Genomic DNA, 18,876 nt, shown 5'->3' on the forward strand with positions numbered 1-18,876 from the left:
CATAACCCATGCTCGCGCGCCGACCGAGCTATGTCAACACTTGTTGGCCTACAATTGTTGGCATGAGACGGTCGTCTGACGACACCAAGGCGGCGATCCTGGCGGCGGCCCGCGAGCGGTTCGGCGCGGTGGGCTTTCAGGGCGCGACGATCCGGGCGATCGCCGCCGACGCGGGGATCGATCCCGCGATGGTCATGCGGTACTACGGCAGCAAGGACAGGCTGTTCGCGGCGGCGGCCGAGTTCGACCTGCGGTTTCCCGACCTGGCCGCGATCGACCCCGCGCAGGTAGGGCCGTCGATGGTCCGGCACTTTCTCGAACGCTGGGAGGGTGACGAGGCGCTGGTGATCCTGCTGCGGTCCAGCGCCACCAACGGGGAAGCGGCGCAGCGGATGCAAGAGATCTTCGGCAGCCAGATCCAGCCGTTGGTGGCCGCCTTCGTCGCGCCGCAGGACTCCGGTGTGCGGGCCGGGCTGATCGCGACTCAGATCCTGGGAATGGCCTTGTGCCGCTTCGTGTTACGCCTGCCCCCGGTCGTCGAGATGACGCGGGACGAGATCGTCGACTGGCTGGGCCCGACCATTCAGCGCTACCTGGGGCTGCCGGAAGGCTGACTCACCAGAGATAAACCACGGTGGCGTTCTGCGGCGCGTCGTCGCAGCCGATTATGTGTCGCGGAAGCGGACGGGGGTGGACGAGAGCGGCCGGCGCTCAGGGCAATCCGATGCGCCGGTAGCGGCGCAGCCGGGTGGTCAGCCGCTCGCCGGCGGGTAATGCGCGCAGCGCGTGCACCTCGGCGGCGATGGCGCGCGAGACCCGCTGGCAGAACTCCATCGGCTCGTCGGCGGCGTCGGGACGCTCCGACACGATGGCGTCGACGATGCCCGACCTCAGCAGGTCGAGCGACCGAATGCCTTGCGCCGCAGCAAGTTCAGCGGCGTGCGCGGTGTCGCGGAAGACGATCGCGCTGGCGCCTTCCGGCGGAAGCGGCGCCAGCCAGCCGTGCAGGGCGCACAGCACCCGGTCGGCGGGCACCATCGCCAGCGCCGGCCCGCCGCTGCCCTGGCCGAGCAGCACCGACACCGTCGGGGTGTCCAGGGTGACCAGCTCGGCCAGGCACTGGGCGATCTGACCGGCCAGCCCGCCCTCTTCGGCCTCGGCGGACAGCGCGGGGCCGGCGGTGTCGATCACCAGCACCAGCGGCAGGCACAGCTCGGCGGCCAGCGCCATGCCGCGGCGGGCCTCGCGCAGCGACGCCGGCCCCATCACCCCGCCCGTCAGCCGCTGTTGCCCGAGCACCACCGCCGGCTGACCCGCGAGACGCGCCAGGGCCAACAGCGTCGTCGCTCTCCCCGCCAGCAGCACCTGATCGGTGGCGCCGTGGCGCAGCAGCAGCCCGACGCCCGGCCGGTCCGGGCGGCGCGAGGCGACCACCGAGTCCCATGCCGGCACGTCGGGTATCGGTTCGGGCGGCGGCGCGGGCGGCAAAGCCGCTGGCGGGTCGGCGATGACGGTCAGCGCACGATCGAGCATCCCGCGCAGCTCGCCGACCGGGACGACGCCGTCGATCACGCCATGCCGCTGCAGGTTCTCCGCCGTCTGGACGCCTTCGGGGAACGGCTCGCCGTAGAGCAGCTGGTACACCCGCGGCCCGAGGAAGCCGATCAGCGCGCCGGGCTCGGCGAGCGTGACATGACCCAGCGATCCCCACGACGCGAACACCCCACCGGTGGTCGGATTTCGCAGGTAGACCAGGTAGGGCAGGTGGGCCTGCTTGTGCAGGCGGACGGCCGCGGCGATCTTCACCATCTGCAGGAAGGCGACCGTGCCCTCCTGCATGCGGGTGCCGCCGGAACTCGGCGACGCCAGCAACGGCAGCCCCTCGTCGGTCGCTCGCTGCACCGCGGCGGTGATCCGTTCGGCCGCCGCCACGCCGATCGAACCGCCGAGAAAGCCGAACTCGCACACCACGACCGCCACTCGGCGCCCGAAGATGCGGCCCTCGCCGGTCAGCACCGATTCGTCCAGGCCGGTGGCCGCCCGCGCGTCGGCCAGCTCGCGTGCATACGCCTCGCTGACCGGCACGGCGAGCGGCTCGCTGTCCCAGCGGGCGAAGGAGCCCTCGTCCAGCACCGCGTCCCGCAACTGAGCAGCCGTGATACGACTCACGACACGAGGCTATATAGGGTGGCTGCCATGATCGGTGTTACCCGGGCCGAAGCCGTGCTGACCCTCGAGCTGCAGCGCCCCGAGCGCCGCAACGCGCTGAATTCCGAGCTCGTCGAGGAGCTGCGGGAGGCCTTCCAGAAGGCGAGCGACGGCACCGTCCGGGCCATCGTGCTGACCGGCCAGGGCACGGCCTTCTGCGCCGGCGCGGACCTGAGCGGCGACGCGTTCGCCGCCGACTACCCCGACCGGCTCATCGAGCTGCACAAGCTGATGGATGCCACGCTGATCCCGGTGATCGGCGCCATCAACGGTCCCGCGATCGGCGCGGGCCTGCAGCTGGCGATGCGATGCGACCTGAGGGTCGTCGCGCCCGAGGCGTTCTTTCAATTCCCCACCTCCAAATACGGGCTGGCGCTGGATAACTGGAGCATCCGCCGGCTGTCCTCGCTGGTGGGTCACGGCCGGGCCAGCGCGATGTTGCTGACCGCGGAGAAGCTGACGCCCGAGGTGGCGCTGCAAACCGGAATGGCCAACCGCATCGGGACGCTGGCCGACGCGCAGTCCTGGGCCGCCGAGATCGCCGACCTGGCGCCGCTGGCCATCCAGCACGCCAAACGGGTGCTCAACGATGACGGCGCCATGGACGACTCGTTGCCGGAACACAAGGAGCTCTTCGACAAGGCCTGGAAGAGCCAGGACGTCATCGAGGCGCAGGTCGCCCGCATCGAGAAGCGACCGCCGAAGTTCCAGGGGGCCTGAGCGTCATGTTGCGGGGGGCCTTGCGACTGGCCGCCGGTACGGCATCGCTGGCGGCCGGCAGTTGGTTGGTGCGGGCCCTGCACGGCGCGCCGGCGGCCCTCGGCGCCCACCCCTCGGCGATCAGGGCGGCGGCGCAGGGATCACCGAACTACCGCGACGGCGTGTTCGTCAACCTCGACCCCGCTTCCGCTTTCACGATGGATCGCGAGGAGATGCGGCTGGTCGCCTGGGAGTTGATCGGCAACCGGGGCGTGAGCCGGCCGCCGGCGCCGATCCCGTTGGCCGCACCGGCGATCTTCGACGGCGACCCCGCCCGGCTCGCCGTCAGCTGGTTCGGGCACTCCACGGCGCTGCTGGAGATCGACGGCTACCGGGTGCTGACCGACCCGGTGTGGAGCGATCGATGCTCACCGTCGGACATCGTCGGGCCGCAGCGACTGCACCCGCCGCCGGTGCAATTGGAGGGGCTGCCCGCCGTCGACGCCGTGGTGATCAGCCACGACCACTACGACCACCTCGACATCGACACGGTGATGGCGCTGGCCCGCACGCAGCGAGCCCCGTTCTTCGTGCCGCTCGGTGTCGGCGCCCACCTGCGCGCATGGGGGATACCCGAGCACCGCATCGTCGAACTGGACTGGGAGCAGAGCGCCCAGGTGGACGAGCTCACCGTGACTTGCATGCCGGCGCGCCACTTTTCGGGCCGCTTCCTCGACCGCAACACCACCCTGTGGGCGTCATGGGCGTTCACCGGCCCGAACCGCCGCGCGTATTTCGGTGGAGACACCGGCTATACCAAGAGCTTCGCGCGGATCGGCGCCGACCACGGGCCGTTCGACCTCACCTTGTTGCCGATCGGCGCCTACAACACCGCGTGGCCCGACGTCCACATGAACCCCGAGGAGGCCGTCCGGGCCCACCTCGACCTCACCGACGACGGACTGCTCGTTCCGATCCACTGGGGAACGTTCCGGCTGGCCCCCCACCCGTGGGCCGAGCCGGTTGAGCGCCTGCTCGCCGCCGCGGAACCCGAACAGGTCAAAGTCGCGGTGCCCACCCCGGGTCAACGCGTCGATCCCGCGGCGCCCGTGAAGGCCAACCCCTGGTGGCGGTTCTGATCCGGGGTTCGGCAACGCGCCCACGTTAGAGTTCGGCCATGACGAAACGCGCGGCCGCGGCCGCTGTCACCGTGCTGCTCGGCATCACAGGGTGTGGGCCCGCGCAACCGGTGTCCAGGCCGCCCGCACTCTCTGACGCACCGCCCAACGAGGTGTCCGGTCTCGCCATCCCCGCCGGCCGCATCGACGACGCCGTCGCGAAGGTCGACGGCCTGGTCGACGACCTGATGAAGAGCACGGGCGTCCCGGGGATGGCCGTGGCCATCGTCCACGGCGGAAAGGTGCTGTACGCCAAGGGCTTCGGCGTCAAGGACGTAAGCAGGGGACGCGGGCAGGACAACAAGGTGGACGCCGACACCGTCTTCCAGTTGGCGTCGGTGTCCAAATCGGTCGGAGCCACGGTGGTCGCGCACGAAGTCACCGACAACGTCGTCGCCTGGGACACGCCGGTCGCGGCCAAGCTGCCCTGGTTCACCCTGGGCGATCCCTACGTCAGCGGCCATGTGACCATCGCCGACCTGTATTCGCACCGGTCGGGGCTGCCCGACCACGCCGGCGACAAACTCGAGGATCTGGGCTACGGCCGTCGGCAGACCCTCGAACGCCTGAAGTACCTGCCGCTGGCGCCGTTTCGAGTCAGCTACGCCTACACCAACTACGGCGTGACCGCCGCCGCCGAAGCGGTGGCCGCCGCGGCGGGCAAGCCATGGGAAGACCTTTCCGACGAGGCGCTCTACCGCCCCCTGGGGATGACGTCGACCAGTTCGCGCTTCGCGGACTTCGTCGCAAGACCCAACCACGCGGTCAACCACGTCAAGGTCGGCGACAAGTGGGAGGCCCGGCTTCAGCGCGACCCCGATCCCCAATCCCCCGCCGGCGGCGTGAGCTCGTCGGTCGATGACATGGCCCGCTGGCTGATGATGTTGCTGGGCAACGGAACTTACAACGGCCGGCGGATCGTCGCCCCGGAAGCCTTGCTGCCCGCCACCAGCCCGCAGATGGTCTCGTCGCCGGCGAAGACACCCAAGGCGCGCACCGGGTTCTACGGATACGGCTTCAACGCGTCGGTCGACTCCTCGGGACGCACCGAATACAGTCATTCCGGCGCCTTCGCTCTGGGGGCCGCGACCAACTTCGTCGTGATGCCCGCGGAGGACCTGGGCATCATCGCGCTGACCAACGGTGCCCCCTACGGCATCCCCGAAACGCTGACCGCCCAATTCATGGATCTCGTTCAGTACGGCCAGATCCGCGAGGATTGGGGCGCCCTGTACCAGAAGGCGATCGGCTGGCTGAACAACCCGGAGGGCTCGCTGGTCGGCAAGCAGCCACCGGCCAACCCCGCCCCGGCCCGGCCGCTGCGCGACTACGCCGGCGTCTACGCCAGCGACTACTGGGGCCCGGCCGTCGTCACCGAACACGATGGCACCCTGCAATTGGCGATGGGTCCGAAGAACCGGACGGTCACCCTGACGCACTGGGACGGCGACACCTTCACCTTCGGATTGACCGACGAAAACGCGCCGCCCGGAACGGTTTCCAAAGCGGTATTTTTCGGCGCGACGCTGAACCTGGAGTACTACGACTCGGACAAGCTGGGAACGTTCACCCGATGATCGCGGGCCTGAGCGACGCGGAGGTGGCGCAGCGCGTCGCCGACGGCAAGAGCAATGCGATCTCCGAACGCGCCACCCGCAGCGTCCCGGACATCGTGCGGGCCAACGTCTTCACCAGGATCAACGCGATCCTGGGCGTGTTGCTGCTGATCGTGTTGGCGACGGGCTCGCTGATCAACGGGATGTTCGGCCTGCTCATCGTCGCCAACAGCGTCGTCGGCATGGTCCAGGAGATCCGCGCCAAGCGAACGCTGGACGCGCTGGCCATCGTGGGCCAGGCGAAACCGTTGGTGCGCAGGCAATCCGGCACCCGGACCCTGTCGCCCGCCGAGGTCGTGCTCGACGACATCATCGAACTCGGGCCCGGCGACCAGGTCGTCGTCGACGGCCGGATCGTCGAGGAGGCGAACCTGGAGATCGACGAGTCGCTGCTCACCGGGGAGGCCGACCCGATCACCAAGGCCGCCGGAGACGGGGTGATGTCGGGCAGCTTCGTCGTCGCCGGAACGGGCGCCTACCGCGCCACGCGGGTCGGCCCGGAGGCCTATGCCGCCAAGCTGGCCGAGGAGGCCAGCAAGTTCACTCTGGTGAAATCCGAACTGCGCAACGGGATTAACCGTATCCTGCAGTTCATCACCTATCTGTTGGTGCCGGCCGGTCTGCTGACGATCTACACGCAGTTGTTCACCACGCATGCGGGCTGGCGGCAGTCCGTGCTGCGGGCGGTCGGCGCGCTGGTGCCGATGGTGCCCGAAGGCCTGGTGCTGCTGACGTCGGTCGCGTTCGCCGTCGGGGTGGTCAGGCTGGGCCAGCGCCGCTGCCTGGTGCAGGAGTTGCCCGCCATCGAGGGGCTGGCCCGGGTCGACGTGGTGTGCGCGGACAAGACGGGCACCCTGACCGAGAACGGCATGCGCGTCGCGGGGGTCGAGGGGTTGGGCGCGCCTGTGGACCGCGTCGACGACGCGCTGGCGGCGCTGGCGGCCGCCGACCCGCGCCCGAACGCCAGCATGCAGGCGATCGCCGAGAGCTATCAACGCCCCCCGGGCTGGGTCGCCACGGCGACCGCGCCGTTCAAGTCGGCCACCAAGTGGAGCGGGGTGTCCTTCGGCGACCACGGCAACTGGGTGATCGGTGCGCCGGATGTGCTGCTCGATCCGGCCTCGGCGGCGGCCGAAGACGCCGAGCGTATCGGCGCGCAGGGGTTGCGGGTGCTGCTCGTCGGCACCGGCGACGTGGCCGTCGACCATCCCGACGCGCCGGGCCGCGTCACCCCCGTGGCACTGGTGATCCTCGAACAGAGGGTGCGTCCGGACGCCGCCGAGACACTGGATTACTTTGCCGAGCAGGGTGTTTCGGTCAAGGTGATCTCCGGCGACAACGCGGTATCGGTCGGCGCCGTCGCCGACAAGCTCGGGCTGCGCGGCGAGACGATGGACGCGCGCCGGCTCCCGTCGGACCCCGCCGAATTGGCCGACGCGCTGGACGCCTACACCACCTTCGGCCGGGTGCGGCCCGACCAGAAGCGGGCGATCGTGCACGCCCTGCAATCGCACGGACACACCGTCGCGATGACCGGCGACGGCGTCAACGACGTGCTGGCCCTCAAGGATGCCGACATCGGCGTCGCGATGGGGGCCGGCAGCCCGGCGTCGCGCGCGGTGGCGCAGATCGTGTTGCTGGACAACCGGTTTGCCACCCTGCCGTATGTGGTGGGCGAGGGCCGGCGGGTGATCGGAAACATCGAGCGGGTGGCCAATCTGTTCTTGACCAAGACCGTCTACTCGGTGCTGCTGGCCCTGCTGGTCGGCGTCGAATGCCTGTTCGCCAGGCCGCTCAAAGCCGATCCCCTGCTATACCCGTTTCAGCCCATCCACGTCACCATCGCGGCGTGGTTCACCATCGGAATCCCGTCGTTCATCCTGTCGCTCGCGCCCAACAACGAACGCGCCTACCCCGGGTTCGTGCGGCGGGTGCTGAGTTCGGCGCTGCCGTCCGGGCTGATCGTCGGCATCGCGACGTTCGCGTCGTACCTGGTGGCCTACCACGGCCGGCACGCGACGTTCCAGCAACAAGAACAGGCGTCGACCGCGGCGCTGATCACGCTGCTGATGACGGCGCTGTGGGTGCTGGCGATCGTGGCGCGGCCCTATCAGTGGTGGCGGGTGGCGCTGGTCGTCGGTTCCGGGCTGGCCTACGTCGTGATCTTCAGCATCCCGCTGGCCCGCAAGGCGTTCCTGCTCGATCCCTCCGATGTCGCGGTGACGGCGACCGCCGTGGGGATCGGCGCGCTGGGCGCCGGCGCCGTCGAGGCCCTGTGGTGGATCCGGGCGCGGATGCTCGGTGTGCAGCCGCGGCTGTGGCGTTGACCACCCGAAGCGCGGGCCGGAAGGGTTAGTAGGATTTTCGGCGGGGAAAGGACGGGGAGATGGGATTCCTGGACAAGGCCAAAGACCTGCTGTCGCAGAACGCCGACAAGGTCGAGACCGCGATCGACAAGGCCGGCGAATTCGTCGACGGCAAGACGCAGGGCAAGTACTCCGACACCATCCACAAAGTGCAAGAAGAGGCCAAGAAGGCGGCCGAATCCGCGGCAAAAGGCGACGACCAGAACTGAGCTCATGGCGAAACTCTCCGGATCCATCGACGTCCCGCTGCCACCCGAGGTGGCCTGGAAGCACGCCTCCGACCTGTCCCGGTTCAAGGATTGGCTGACCATTCACCGGGTGTGGCGGAGCAAACTGCCCGAAGACATCGACAAAGGGACGGTCGTGGAGTCGATCGTCGAGGTCAAGGGCATGTACAACCGGATCAAGTGGACGGTGGTGCGGTACAAGCCGCCGGAGGGCATGACGCTCAACGGCGACGGCGTCGGGGGCGTCAAGGTCAAGCTGATGGCCAAGGTTCAACCCGCCGACGAGGGCTCCACCGTCAGCTTCGACGTCCACCTCGGCGGCCCGGCGCTGTTCGGGCCGATCGGGATGATCGTCGCCGCCGCGCTTCGTGGCGACATCGACACGTCGCTGGAGAACTTCGTCACGGTGTTCACCCGGCCCGATCCCGGCATGAACGGCTCCGGCGGTCGTCGCTGACGCTCGGGCGCCACGCCCCCGAGCGCCACGCCCCCGAGCGCCACACTCCCCGAGCGTCACGCCAGCGTGGCGGTTGCCCCCGGGCGCCACGCTGGCGTGACGTTCGCCGGGGCCGGTGCTGAGTCGGCTAATCTCGCTGACATGACTAGCCGGCTGCGCCCTGGTTGGCTGGTGGCGTTTTTCGCGTTGGTGATCTCGGCCAGCGCGTGGCTGCCGTGGCTGACGACGGCGGTCAACGGCGGCGGCTGGGCCAACGCCATCGGAGGCGCGCACGGGAACTTGGAACTCCCGCCGGGATTTGGCGCGGGCCAGCTCATCGTGTTGCTGTCCTCGGCGCTGCTGGTGACCGGGGCGATGGTCGGCCGCGGCCTCTCGGTCAGGCTTGCTTCGGTTGCCGCGCTGGTGATTTCGCTGCTGATCGTCGCGCTGGTGGCGTGGTATTACAAGCTCAACGTCAACCCGCCGGTATCGGCCCAGTACGGCCTGTACGTCGGTGCGGGCGCGGCGGTGTGCGCGGTGGTGTGCTCGATCGCCGCGGTCGTCGCGGCGTTGGCCTCCGCTCGGTCGCCCCGCTGAGGTCTCAGGCCGACGGGAACTCGTGCGTTCCCGAGGCGGAGCTGTCGCTCGGCTCGTTGACGCCGAATACGAAAGGCGCAAAGACGATTTCGCGACCATCCGGATCGCGGTAAGTGACCGCGCCGGTCGCCTCCCAGTACGGGTGCTGTTCGACGGGTTGGGCGCCCGCCCCCCGCAGGCGGGCGATCGCCGCCTGCTGGGCCTGTCGGTCGGGGAAGTACAGGCACAGCTGCTCGTGGTGGTCCACCGCGACGGGCTCGACGGACTCCACGATCTCCAGGGTCAGGTTCCAGCTGGGCAGGCCGAAGATCGCGCCGTTGCTGCCGTAGCTTTCGCCGAACGTCTCGAACAGGGGCAAGCCCACCAGTTCGCGGTAAAACCGCACCGTGTCTTGGAAATTCGACGACCGGCGCGCGAAGCGCAGACCACCGATCGTCGCCAATTGCGGGGGCCAGTGCGTGGTACGGCGCGGCTTGTCGGCGGCCATCACAGCCCGACGGCCATGGCGGCCGACTCCGCGGTATCCCAGCGCCGTAGCTGTTCCCCGGGCGCCCACGTCGAATGGGTGCCGCTGGAGATACGTTCCGGCAGTCGTAGTTTGCAGACCGGTCCGTCGCCGAGCCGGGCGGCGTCGAAGACCACGCAATACGAGGCGTCGGTGTTCATGTCGGTGGTGAGTGTGACGAGGTAGCCGTCGTCCTCGCCGGAGGCCCCGACCCGGGGCGCCATCGCCGTCTCGCTCCCGTAGACGCCGTCGCCGAAGGAGAACTCCTGTTGGCTTCCGGTGCGCAGATCGTGTTTGACCAGCCCGTCGAACAGGAACCAGCCCGGCTTGCCGGTGGCCGCGTACGCGTAACGGTAGTTGCCCGCGGCGTAGTCCGGGTTGATGGTGCCGAACTCGGTGATGGATTCCGACAGCCGCTCCTCGTGCACGGCACCGGTGGTCAGGTTGAACCGCCATCGGTGCAACCGCGACTGCAGACGGTCCAACGCCAGGAAGCGAAACAGCTTGTCCCACTTCGATCCACCGTTGTCAATCGGGGAAGGGTCGCCCTCGAAGAAGCCGTCGAGCACGATCTCGTCACCGTCCTCGTAAGCGTTGACGAAGTGCAGCACGAACGTCGGTTCCGCCTCGAACCAACGAATGTCGTGGGTGCCGCCGCGGCGGGGGAGGATCGCGAAGCGAGACGGCATGTCCGGGTAGAAGCGGGGCAGGTGCACGTCGTGCTCGAGCAGGGTGGGGTCCCAGAACAACGGAAAGTCGTTGAGAATCACGTAGTTTTCGGTGAATGCCATGTCGTGGGGCAGTCGCGGCCCGGGCAGTGGGATGTCGACGTAGTGGACCAGTTCGTCGTTTCCGTCGACCACGCCGTATCGCATGTACGGCTCTCGCTTGCTGTAGTTGAAGAACAGCAGCTCACCGGTTTTGTTGTCGACCTTCGGGTGCGCGGACACGCCCCAATCCGAAGGGAACCGCCCGTTCCAGCTTTCCTTGCCCAGGGTTTCACCCGAGTACGGGTTGACCCGGTACAGGTCGCCGCACTGATAGAAGCTGGTAAGTGCCACGCCCCGGTGCACGACGACGTCGGTGCTCGACGCGTCCTTCATCCTGGTGCGGGCGCCCCAGCCATCCTCCCGCTTGGCCAATTGCACCGGTTCGGCCAGGCCCGGCCACAGCGGCCCCCCCGCTTCGTTCTCCGCCAAAAAGCCGTCGGTACGGACAAAGCGATTGCGGTAGAAGGCTTTTCCATCGCGGAAACCCACCACGTGCAGCATGCCGTCGCCGTCGAACGGATGATAGGTCTTCAGCGCCGGGTGCAGCGGGTTCTCGGTGTTGCGCAGGTAGATGCCGTCCAGATCGTGCGGGATTTCCCCTTCCACGGCGATCAGGTCGTCGGCGTCCCACTCGGTGGTCTGCGGGCGCCAGGGCCCGGTCCGGTACGGGTGGTCGTCGTCTTCGGGCAGCGTGGACAGGAATTTGCCGACGATCTCCACATCCATGTCACGTGCCTTCTGCTGTGCTGACGACGAAGCTGACGGTGGTGGCGGTGCTGCCGCCGAAGTTGAGGGTGCCGAACGCCTTGGCCCCCTCGACCTGGTAGTTGCCGGCCCCGCCGCTGACCTGCTTGGCCGCGTCGAGCAGCATCCGCACACCGGAGGCGCCGACCGGATGGCCGCCGCCGATCAGGCCGCCGCTGGGGTTGATCGGCAGCCGGCCACCGATTTCGATCTCGCCGTTTTCGATCGCCTTCCACGACTCGCCGGGCCCGGTCAACCCGATGTGGTCGATGGCGAGGTACTCGCTGGGGGTGAAGCAGTCGTGTACCTCGTAGCCGTCGAGGTGGTCGAGGGTCAAGCGGGCGCGCCGCAAGGCGTCGTGCACCGCGGACCGCACATGGGGAAGGACGTGACTTTCCCGGGGATCGTCCGCCGCGCGGTCCAGCTTCTGCCGCAGGCCCAGTCCCACCGTGCGGTGCCCCCAGCCGTCGATGCGGCCGATCGGGCGCGCGTCGGGATGGTCGCGCAGATACGCGTCGCCGACCAGCACCAATCCCGCCGCGCCATCGGTCATTTGGCTGCAGTCGAAGCGTCGCAGCCGGCCCTCCGTGACGGGATTGGTCGCATCGTCGTCGGTGATGGGGTCGGGGACCGTCCACGCGCGCGTCTGGGCGTTGGGGTTGCGCCGCGCGTTGGCGAAGTTGAGCTGCGCGATGGCCCGCAGGTGCGCGTCGTCCAGGCCGTAGCGGCGGTCGTACTCGTCGGCGACCTGAGCGAACATCGACGGCCACAGGTAACGCACGTCGGCGCCCTCGTGACCCGTCCACGCCGCCGCGCCCAGGTGCTGGGCCGCGGTGTCGCCGGGAACGGTTTTCTCGAGCTCGACCCCCACCACCAGCGCGATGTCGTACGCACCCGAGCGCAGATCGGCCATCGCCGACAGCGTCGCGATGCTGCCCGACGCGCACGCCGCTTCGTGCCGGGAGGCCGGGGTGTCCCAGAGGTCGGCGCAGACCGTGGCCGGCATCGCCCCGAGGTGGCCCTGGCCGGCGAACATTTCCCCGAAGGCGTTAGCCACGTGGACCACCTCGATGTCGGCGGCGTTCACCTTGGCCGAGGCCAGCGTGCCGTCGACGACCTCCCCGGTTAGGGCGGCGAAGTCCCGGCCCTCTTTGGTCAGGTTGCGGGCGAAATCGGTTTGCCAACCACCCAGGATCCATATCCCCGCCGAGCCATCCATACGCCGCACGGTACTCCTGGGCGGCCTCGTCGTTGAGGCGTATCCGCGAGCGGTCGCGGTCACGGGTACCCCAAAATGAGGCGGCCCCGTCGGCTCTCGGGCTGAACCGACGGGACCTAGGCGGACGCGAAGGCCGGCCGACGCGTTCGCCTCTCATGGAACATTGCCCCGTACGGCGGCAGGCAAACATACGGCTTCCGCGCGGACGCCGCGGCGCGTCCAGGCGGTGTCCTCGACGGGCTCGGCGAAGACGCAGTGGCCGACATGTCCCAGCCGAGCGTGTCCGACCGCGCTTAGCCGGCCCAAAAGCCATACCGGGCCGGGGATCCCGGCGCGCGCTGTGGCGGCGTGCTCCTCCCCGCCGCGAGACCCACGCGCCCCAACCGTCACGGCGAGCCGGGCACACGCGGCGATGCCCGCCCCCGAGCGGCAGTTCTGGGGGGATTGACCGGCGTCGCTCCGGGTGGCGGTCTGCGGCAGGCAAACGACCCGCGTGGTGGCCCGCAGGAAGGCCCTGCCGTCCGGCGACCGCTAGGGAAGCGGTGGTGCCGGCGGCGCCGACGGAGCCGGCGGCGCCGAGAGAGTCGACGGCGGCGGCAAGGTGGTCAGCGGCGTCGGCGAGGTGGTGGACGCTTGGGTGTCGGTGCCAACGGGCGCCGCGGTGATGGCGCCGCTTTGGTGGTGACCCGCCAGGGTCACTGCGGCGATGACCAGGCCGCTGACGGCGAGCAACGCATAGCGCGGGACTGTCCGATCGTGCATGAGCTTTCTCCGGATCGAAGGGCGTGATCCGTATAACGAATCTCTTCGGACCGAAATACGGATCATATTGTCACGGCAGGATAACACCGGTAGGGCGCCGGCAACACCCCTGGGCCAGAAGAATGCGTCGCCCTGCGGGCGGGCGCCGCGGGCAATTTCGCGGCGGACGAGCGCGAATGGCGGGGTGGCCGCGAGGGCGGGATGGTTAGCTGCCCGCCGGGGAGCTAACCGGCTGATGGCACCCGTTTCGGCGGGGCCCGGCTGCGTTGCGACACGGTCACGGATACGTACCTATCGTCGCATCACTAGTCACAACAGTCGCGCTGATCACTATCGTCACATGAGCCAACTGCGGACGTCAACGCGGTGTCCCGCCGCTCGAAAGGTGCTACATGTCGGCGATTCTTCGAAGTCTGTCGCTATCGATGGCGTCGGCGGCGGCTGTCGGACTCGTCTACGTGGTCGGGCCCGCGCCGTCGGCGAACGCCACCCCGTGCGGCGCTCCGGAAGCGAACGTGGAGCCGCCCGCCGCGCCGCCGGCGATGCCCGCACCGCAGCCGGTCGTCCAACCGCCCACCGGGCGCAGGCCCACCCACACGAATGACCAGGCGCCGCTGCCCAAGCTGGGGCCGCTGATCTCCTCCTTCCTCAAGCCGGCAATTCCCCGGCAGGCCGCCCCCATGAGGCCGCAAGCCGGGGTCCTTCCGCCCGGCCCGAACCCGCCCGTTCCCGGCCTGCCCCAGCCGCCGAATGCCGGGCAGCTGCAGCCCAACGCCGCCCCGGTCCCGCAGCCGCAACCCGCGCCGGCTCCCCCGCCGCCCTCGATCGCCGGGGCGCCGACCTCGCTCGTCGACTGGGTGACCGGCCCCGAGGGCCCGAACAAGACGCTGCAGCGCTTCAGCATCTCCGGCACCGACCTCGGGATCGCCTGGGACAACGGCGATCCCGTGAACCGGCAGGTGTTGATGGCCTTCGGCGACACCTTCGGCTACTGCAAGGTCAGGGGCCAACAGTGGCGGTACAACACCCTGTTCCGCAGCTCGGACCGCGATCTCTCACACGGGATCCACATCTCGGACGGCATCCCCAACGACCGGTACTCCGGTTCACCGGTGTGGGCGCCGAGCCTTTCCAAACAGGTCGTCAACACCATTCACAAGGCGGCGCACGAGACCGGGATCATTCCGACCGCCGGCATCTCGATCGGCAGGACGCAGTACATGAGCTACATGTCCATCCGGCAGTGGGGTCGCGACGGCGAATGGAGCACCAACTACTCGGCGATCGCGCGGTCGAATGACAACGGGCAGAACTGGGGGATCTTTCCCACTTCGATCCGCACGGCCTCCGCGGACGCCATTCCGGGAGCCGGGTTCACCCCCGGTAACGAAAACTTCCAAATGGGCGCCTTCATGAAGGGCAACGACGGCTACCTGTATCAATTCGGCACCCCGTCGGGACGCGGCGGCGCGGCATTCCTGTCGCGGGTGCCACCGGCCCAGCTGCCCGACTTGACCAAGTACCAGTACTGGAACGGCGACGAGGGCGGCCGGTGGGTCCCCAACAACCCGGGCGCGGCGACGCCGATCTTCCCGGGCCCCGTGGGCGAAATGTCGGCCCAATACAACAACTACCTCAAGCAATACCTGGTGCTATACACCAACGGCGGCAGCAACGACGTGGTCGCGCGGACCGCGCCGACCCCGCAAGGGCCGTGGAGCCCCGAGCAACCCCTGGTGTCGTCGTTCTCGATGCCCGGCGGCATCTATGCACCGATGATCCACCCCTGGTCGTCGGGCCGGGACCTGTACTTCAACCTGTCGCTGTGGTCGGCATACGACGTGATGCTGATGCACACCGTCTTGCCCTAATCGTGATCGTGTCGCACCCCGAATAGTCGGTATACGTGTCGCACCCTGAATAAAGCGGGGGCCTAGTGAGAGAGGAGATCGGCGATGATCACCTTCGACAACCCGGCCACTTCGACCGCCGGTAAGCCAAGGCGGCCAGACATCGAGGTGCGCATAGAGGGTGTGCGTCGCAGGGACGGCGCCGTCCGGCTGGGCATCATGCTCGACGGGCGGAGAGCGACTTAACCCGACGCGTCGGCCGCCGGCCGCGTTGGCCGGGGCAAGATGTAACGCGTGAGTTGGGCCAAGCGCGAAGCGAAAGCGCTCGCGGACACGAGTCTGACCGGCGATGCGCTACTGGCTGAGCTCGAAGACTATGTCCGCGTGCACAATCCGCGGCTGACGGACGTTCGGCTCGAGCGCGCGACCGCGACCGAAGAATACGACGCGAGCACCCAACCGCCCCGGCGGTGGTATCTGGTCAGCTACCTGGCCGACGACGGCGAGGGGTACGGGATCAAGCCTTGAGTGCCCCCGGCAGGATTCGAACCTGCGACACCGGCTTTAGGAGAGCCGTGCTCTATCCCCTGAGCTACGAGGGCGGGCCGTCCGCGAACACTGAACGCACCCTGGGTCGGCATCCGTGGAGGCATTTCAGAAGGTGCGTCGAGCGTCCTGGTGCCGTTCTGGGCGGTCGAGCCGGTAGTCCCAGTCCGGCGGATGTGAGTGTAGCGGGTCCTCGCGTGGTGACCGTTGCCGTTCGAGGCCCCGGTCCACGGTAGCCGTCGTTCAGCGCGGTCGGGCGTCGGCCGGCGGACCGATCAACGGCCGGCCGTCGCAGCGCTCCGAAACGTCGTGGGCGGTAGCACTCGCAAGTCTGTCAGTCTTCGTCCTCGATGACGTGCATGGCGGCTTCCTCGGCGGACGCTGCGCCCCCGTCGAGGCCGACGTCCGAAGCGACCAATTCGTCCTCGTAGTCCCCGCCGAATCCCGCGTCCGGCGCGACAAGGCGGCCGGCTCGGCCGCGGCCCACCTCGCGCCGCTGGGGGAACTCGGACTCGCGCTCGGATGCATCGGAGCGTCGCTGCTCGGCTTCGTCGAACGGGACGTCGATGCGCGCTGCCGGGTCGGGCTCTTCCTCCGCCAGGAGCTGGTCCAGGTTCTCGCCCGGGCCGAAGGCGCCTCGCCCGTAGGGCCGCTCCGGTGGCGAATACCCCTCGTCGAGGACGTCGTCCACACCGCGATCCAGCAGGGTGTCCTCCGGCTGAAGCTGGTTGTCGTCCTCGACGCTGTACTCGCCCGCTGCGGGGCCGGTCTCATAGTGAGAGCTCACGATTTGCCTGCCATGTTCTTCGATACCGGTTCTGCCACAATATAAGTCGTCTCACGGAGTGCCATCCGGGGAATCCTCAGCTGAGCCGCTCGATCTCGTCGGCCGCGTCGGTCAACGCCGCGGCGAGTTCGCGGGCGGCGACCCCGTCCAACGCATCGAGGTGGCGCGCATGCACGGCGATCCACCGGCGCGTCGAGCCGTCGACCTGTTGTCGGCCGTAGATCTGAACGCGCGCCCGCCCGCCTCGCCGACTGGTGCCCTCGAAGTCGCGAAACCAGTTCCTGTCGAGCTGCCAGTCGAACGTGCGAACCGCGCCGTCCGGGGGCGCGACAGCGTCGAACGGCATCCCGGCGGACACGTTCTTGGCCGCCCACTGTCGCGCCATGTCCAGCAGCGTCTGCGGTTCGTCGTGTTCGATGCGCTCGAGCTGAGCGATCTGCGCCGCGGTGAGCTGATCGGCCACGTCGCGCCAGGTTTGGGCGGTGTCGTCGGATGTGGTCATGATGTGCAGTCTGTGCGGCCGACCCGCTGTTGGGGAGAGTCGAAAGTCATGTCTTGAGTCCGTTGTGCCGCTGGTCAAGCTCACCGCCGACCCGATGAAAGAGGGCCTGAACGTTGGGCGCGCCCGTCCGGCAGCATGGCGAAACAGGCCATGCGGCAATCGATCTCCTCGAATCGTGGTCCGCGACTGCCAAGGCGCGGAGAATGACGACCGGGATCGTGACTCCGGGAAGGGAGGACGCCATGGCCGCAGACCCACAATGCGCCCGGTGCAAACAAGCGATCGGACCGGGATGGCTTTACCTGACTGCGCATCGCCGGGGCCAGGCCGCGCCGGCCGATGACGACGCGGTACTCGTCCATCTGCCCGACGAATGCCCACGCGCCGGGGAGCACGTGCCGCCGAGCTAGACGAGCGGACGTGCCCGCAAGCGTCCGCGTTGAAGCTTCCGCTTCACGGATTCGCGGTAAGGGCCGCCGGGCTCAAGTGGTCGATGAACCAGTCGCGGGCGAGCACCGCGACCCGCTCGAGCGTGCCGGGCTCGTCGAACAGATGGGTGGCGCCGGGCACGACGGTGAGTTCACACTTGCCCGGGATTGCCGCCTGCGCTTGCCGATTCAGCTCCAGCACCATCTCGTCGTTGCCGCCGACGATGAGCAGCGTCGGCGCGTGGACCCTGGGCAGGAACGGACCCGCCAGATCCGGCCGCCCGCCCCGGGACACCACGGCCGCGACGTTGACGCGCGGGTCGGCGGCGGCGACCAGGGCCGCGCCGGCGCCGGTGCTGGCGCCGAAGTAGCCGACCGGCAGCGCGGCGGTGTCCCGCTCGCGGCCCAGCCAGATGGTGACGTCGACCAGCCGACGCGCCAGCAGCTCGATGTCGAACACGTTGGCGCGATTCCGTTCCTCCGCCGGGGTGAGCAGGTCGAACAGCAGCGTGGCCAGACCCGCGCCGTTCAGCACCTCGGCCACGTAGCGGTTGCGGGGGCTGTGCCGACTGCTCCCACTGCCGTGCGCGAACAGCACCACACCGACGGGGCGCTCGGGAATGGTCAGATGGCCGGCCACCGAGACCGAACCGGCGCTGACGGTGACTTCCTCGTCGCGGATCGGGGGGTCGGCCGCGGCGGCATCGTCGACCGGCGCGCGAGATCCGTCGCGGGCGCGATCGAGGAGCCTCACCACCTCGCCGTCAGAAATCTGGGCGAAGTTGCGGTACCCCTGGCCGACGGCGAAGAACAATTCGGGCGTGTGCAGGCAGACCACTTCGTCGGCGTAACCGGCGAACCTCGCGAACACATCGCGTCCGCCGATCGGAACGGCCAACACCACCCTATCCGCGCCCTGGGCGCGGGCCACCTGGCAGGCGGCTCGGGCCGTCGCGCCGGTCGCGACGCCGTCGTCGACGATCACCGCGGTCCGTCCCGCCAGCGCGATCCGCTCGTGCCCACTGCGGAACATTTCCGAGCGGCGAGCCAGCTCGGCCCGTTGCTTGGCCTCGACGGCGGCAATGTCGTCTGTGGATAAGTCGGCCTCCCGGACAACGGCGTCGTTGATCACCCGCACACCGCCCTCGCCGATCGCGCCGAAGGCCAGTTCGGGCTGAAACGGGACCCCGAGCTTGCGCACCACCAACACATCGAGCGGTGCCCGTAGTGCCCTGGCAACCTCGAAGGCCACCGGGACGCCGCCGCGCGGCAGGCCAAGCACCACAACGTCTTGACCGCGCAGGGATTCCAGGCTTGTGGCCAGCTGTCGTCCGGCGTCCACACGATCATCGAACGGTTTGGCACCGCGCAACGAAGCCAACCGAGGCGCCAGCAGCCGCCCGCGACCACCACCGCGGTCCCTGGGAGTCATCACC

General features: G+C 68.9%; 18 protein-coding genes and 1 tRNA gene. 10 read left to right on the forward strand and 9 right to left on the reverse strand.

Annotated features, from left to right (window positions below; genetic code table 11):
- The first annotated feature begins 62 nt into the window (after nt 1–62).
- Nucleotides 63–614 carry a TetR/AcrR family transcriptional regulator gene (locus HMPREF0591_RS11480; protein ID WP_007168709.1) on the forward strand — a complete coding sequence of 184 codons (552 nt, stop codon included), beginning with the start codon at nt 63–65 and terminating at the stop codon, nt 612–614.
- Between the two features lie 97 nt (nt 615–711).
- Here the strand turns inward: HMPREF0591_RS11480 and HMPREF0591_RS11485 are convergent, their stop codons facing one another.
- A complete protein-coding gene (locus HMPREF0591_RS11485) occupies nt 712–2,169 on the reverse strand; it encodes a carboxyl transferase domain-containing protein (protein ID WP_040622356.1) in 1,458 nt (485 codons plus the stop codon).
- 27 nt (nt 2,170–2,196) lie between these two features.
- On the opposite strand from HMPREF0591_RS11485, the gene HMPREF0591_RS11490 reads away from it, so the two are divergent.
- The 7 genes from HMPREF0591_RS11490 to HMPREF0591_RS11520 all read left to right on the forward strand — a co-directional run bounded on the left by HMPREF0591_RS11490 (nt 2,197) and on the right by HMPREF0591_RS11520 (nt 9,327).
- Complete coding sequence (locus HMPREF0591_RS11490; RefSeq protein ID WP_007168711.1) at nt 2,197–2,928, forward strand: enoyl-CoA hydratase; 732 nt, start codon at nt 2,197–2,199, stop codon at nt 2,926–2,928.
- A gap of 5 nt (nt 2,929–2,933) precedes the next feature.
- Nucleotides 2,934–4,046: an MBL fold metallo-hydrolase gene (locus HMPREF0591_RS11495; protein ID WP_007168712.1), complete on the forward strand. Its 1,113-nt coding sequence runs from the start codon at nt 2,934–2,936 to the stop codon at nt 4,044–4,046.
- A gap of 38 nt (nt 4,047–4,084) precedes the next feature.
- Nucleotides 4,085–5,662 (forward strand): serine hydrolase, encoded by a 1,578-nt coding sequence (locus HMPREF0591_RS11500; RefSeq protein WP_007168713.1) that lies wholly within the window; start codon nt 4,085–4,087, stop codon nt 5,660–5,662.
- Nucleotides 5,659–8,028 (forward strand): cation-translocating P-type ATPase, encoded by a 2,370-nt coding sequence (locus tag HMPREF0591_RS11505; RefSeq protein ID WP_007168714.1) that lies wholly within the window; start codon nt 5,659–5,661, stop codon nt 8,026–8,028. Before HMPREF0591_RS11500 ends, HMPREF0591_RS11505 begins: the two co-directional genes overlap by 4 nt.
- 59 nt (nt 8,029–8,087) lie before the next feature.
- Complete coding sequence (locus HMPREF0591_RS11510; protein ID WP_007168715.1) at nt 8,088–8,276, forward strand: antitoxin; 189 nt, start codon at nt 8,088–8,090, stop codon at nt 8,274–8,276.
- Nucleotides 8,277–8,280: 4 nt separating this feature from the next.
- Complete coding sequence (locus HMPREF0591_RS11515; protein ID WP_007168716.1) at nt 8,281–8,751, forward strand: type II toxin-antitoxin system Rv0910 family toxin; 471 nt, start codon at nt 8,281–8,283, stop codon at nt 8,749–8,751.
- Between the two features lie 141 nt (nt 8,752–8,892).
- Nucleotides 8,893–9,327, forward strand: a complete 435-nt coding sequence (locus HMPREF0591_RS11520) for a hypothetical protein (protein WP_007168717.1) — start codon at nt 8,893–8,895, stop codon at nt 9,325–9,327.
- Nucleotides 9,328–9,331: 4 nt separating this feature from the next.
- Here the strand turns inward: HMPREF0591_RS11520 and HMPREF0591_RS11525 are convergent, their stop codons facing one another.
- The 4 genes from HMPREF0591_RS11525 to HMPREF0591_RS11540 form a co-directional block, all read right to left on the reverse strand.
- The gene (locus HMPREF0591_RS11525; RefSeq protein ID WP_007168718.1) at nt 9,332–9,814 is read right to left on the reverse strand and encodes a VOC family protein; all 483 of its coding nucleotides are present in this window, start codon (nt 9,812–9,814) and stop codon (nt 9,332–9,334) included.
- Entirely contained in the window at nt 9,814–11,328 is a 1,515-nt protein-coding gene (locus tag HMPREF0591_RS11530) for a carotenoid oxygenase family protein (protein WP_007168719.1), read from the reverse strand. Before HMPREF0591_RS11530 ends, HMPREF0591_RS11525 begins: the two co-directional genes overlap by 1 nt.
- Before the next feature lies 1 nt (nt 11,329).
- Nucleotides 11,330–12,565, reverse strand: a complete 1,236-nt coding sequence (locus HMPREF0591_RS11535) for an acetyl-CoA acetyltransferase (protein WP_007168720.1) — start codon at nt 12,563–12,565, stop codon at nt 11,330–11,332.
- A 531-nt stretch (nt 12,566–13,096) separates the two neighbouring features.
- Nucleotides 13,097–13,327, reverse strand: a complete 231-nt coding sequence (locus tag HMPREF0591_RS11540) for a hypothetical protein (RefSeq protein WP_007168721.1) — start codon at nt 13,325–13,327, stop codon at nt 13,097–13,099.
- 392 nt (nt 13,328–13,719) lie between these two features.
- Between HMPREF0591_RS11540 and HMPREF0591_RS11545 the strand changes: the two genes are divergently transcribed.
- Together HMPREF0591_RS11545 and HMPREF0591_RS11550 are read left to right on the forward strand one after the other, a co-directional pair.
- Nucleotides 13,720–15,198: a DUF4185 domain-containing protein gene (locus HMPREF0591_RS11545; protein ID WP_007168722.1), complete on the forward strand. Its 1,479-nt coding sequence runs from the start codon at nt 13,720–13,722 to the stop codon at nt 15,196–15,198.
- 273 nt (nt 15,199–15,471) lie between these two features.
- Nucleotides 15,472–15,705 (forward strand): hypothetical protein, encoded by a 234-nt coding sequence (locus HMPREF0591_RS11550; RefSeq protein ID WP_007168724.1) that lies wholly within the window; start codon nt 15,472–15,474, stop codon nt 15,703–15,705.
- Nucleotide 15,706: 1 nt separating this feature from the next.
- On the opposite strand, the gene HMPREF0591_RS11555 is transcribed toward HMPREF0591_RS11550, so the two are convergent.
- The 4 genes from HMPREF0591_RS11555 to HMPREF0591_RS11570 all read right to left on the reverse strand — a co-directional run bounded on the left by HMPREF0591_RS11555 (nt 15,707) and on the right by HMPREF0591_RS11570 (nt 18,812).
- Nucleotides 15,707–15,779, reverse strand: a tRNA-Arg gene (locus tag HMPREF0591_RS11555).
- Between the two features lie 278 nt (nt 15,780–16,057).
- Nucleotides 16,058–16,510 (reverse strand): DUF5709 domain-containing protein, encoded by a 453-nt coding sequence (locus HMPREF0591_RS11560; RefSeq protein WP_007168725.1) that lies wholly within the window; start codon nt 16,508–16,510, stop codon nt 16,058–16,060.
- Between the two features lie 76 nt (nt 16,511–16,586).
- The gene (locus HMPREF0591_RS11565) at nt 16,587–17,012 is read right to left on the reverse strand and encodes a hypothetical protein (RefSeq protein ID WP_007168726.1); all 426 of its coding nucleotides are present in this window, start codon (nt 17,010–17,012) and stop codon (nt 16,587–16,589) included.
- 453 nt (nt 17,013–17,465) lie between these two features.
- On the reverse strand, nt 17,466–18,812 hold the full coding sequence (locus HMPREF0591_RS11570) for a phosphoribosyltransferase (RefSeq protein WP_040622359.1): 1,347 nt from the start codon (nt 18,810–18,812) through the stop codon (nt 17,466–17,468).
- Nucleotides 18,813–18,876: the final 64 nt, after the last annotated feature.

Source organism: Mycobacterium parascrofulaceum ATCC BAA-614, assembly GCF_000164135.1.
Lineage (GTDB): Bacteria > Actinomycetota > Actinomycetes > Mycobacteriales > Mycobacteriaceae > Mycobacterium > Mycobacterium parascrofulaceum.

Coding starts and splice junctions, on each gene's coding strand:
- HMPREF0591_RS11540 (WP_007168721.1), bottom strand. CDS start 13,327: ATGCACGATCGGACAGTCCCGCGCTATGCGTTGCTCGCCGTCAGCGGC.
- HMPREF0591_RS11535 (WP_007168720.1), bottom strand. CDS start 12,565: ATGGATGGCTCGGCGGGGATATGGATCCTGGGTGGTTGGCAAACCGAT.
- HMPREF0591_RS11530 (WP_007168719.1), bottom strand. CDS start 11,328: ATGGATGTGGAGATCGTCGGCAAATTCCTGTCCACGCTGCCCGAAGAC.
- HMPREF0591_RS11520 (WP_007168717.1), top strand. CDS start 8,893: ATGACTAGCCGGCTGCGCCCTGGTTGGCTGGTGGCGTTTTTCGCGTTG.
- HMPREF0591_RS11495 (WP_007168712.1), top strand. CDS start 2,934: ATGTTGCGGGGGGCCTTGCGACTGGCCGCCGGTACGGCATCGCTGGCG.
- HMPREF0591_RS11505 (WP_007168714.1), top strand. CDS start 5,659: ATGATCGCGGGCCTGAGCGACGCGGAGGTGGCGCAGCGCGTCGCCGAC.
- HMPREF0591_RS11545 (WP_007168722.1), top strand. CDS start 13,720: ATGTCGGCGATTCTTCGAAGTCTGTCGCTATCGATGGCGTCGGCGGCG.
- HMPREF0591_RS11480 (WP_007168709.1), top strand. CDS start 63: ATGAGACGGTCGTCTGACGACACCAAGGCGGCGATCCTGGCGGCGGCC.
- HMPREF0591_RS11525 (WP_007168718.1), bottom strand. CDS start 9,814: ATGGCCGCCGACAAGCCGCGCCGTACCACGCACTGGCCCCCGCAATTG.
- HMPREF0591_RS11510 (WP_007168715.1), top strand. CDS start 8,088: ATGGGATTCCTGGACAAGGCCAAAGACCTGCTGTCGCAGAACGCCGAC.
- HMPREF0591_RS11490 (WP_007168711.1), top strand. CDS start 2,197: ATGATCGGTGTTACCCGGGCCGAAGCCGTGCTGACCCTCGAGCTGCAG.
- HMPREF0591_RS11565 (WP_007168726.1), bottom strand. CDS start 17,012: ATGACCACATCCGACGACACCGCCCAAACCTGGCGCGACGTGGCCGAT.
- HMPREF0591_RS11515 (WP_007168716.1), top strand. CDS start 8,281: ATGGCGAAACTCTCCGGATCCATCGACGTCCCGCTGCCACCCGAGGTG.
- HMPREF0591_RS11500 (WP_007168713.1), top strand. CDS start 4,085: ATGACGAAACGCGCGGCCGCGGCCGCTGTCACCGTGCTGCTCGGCATC.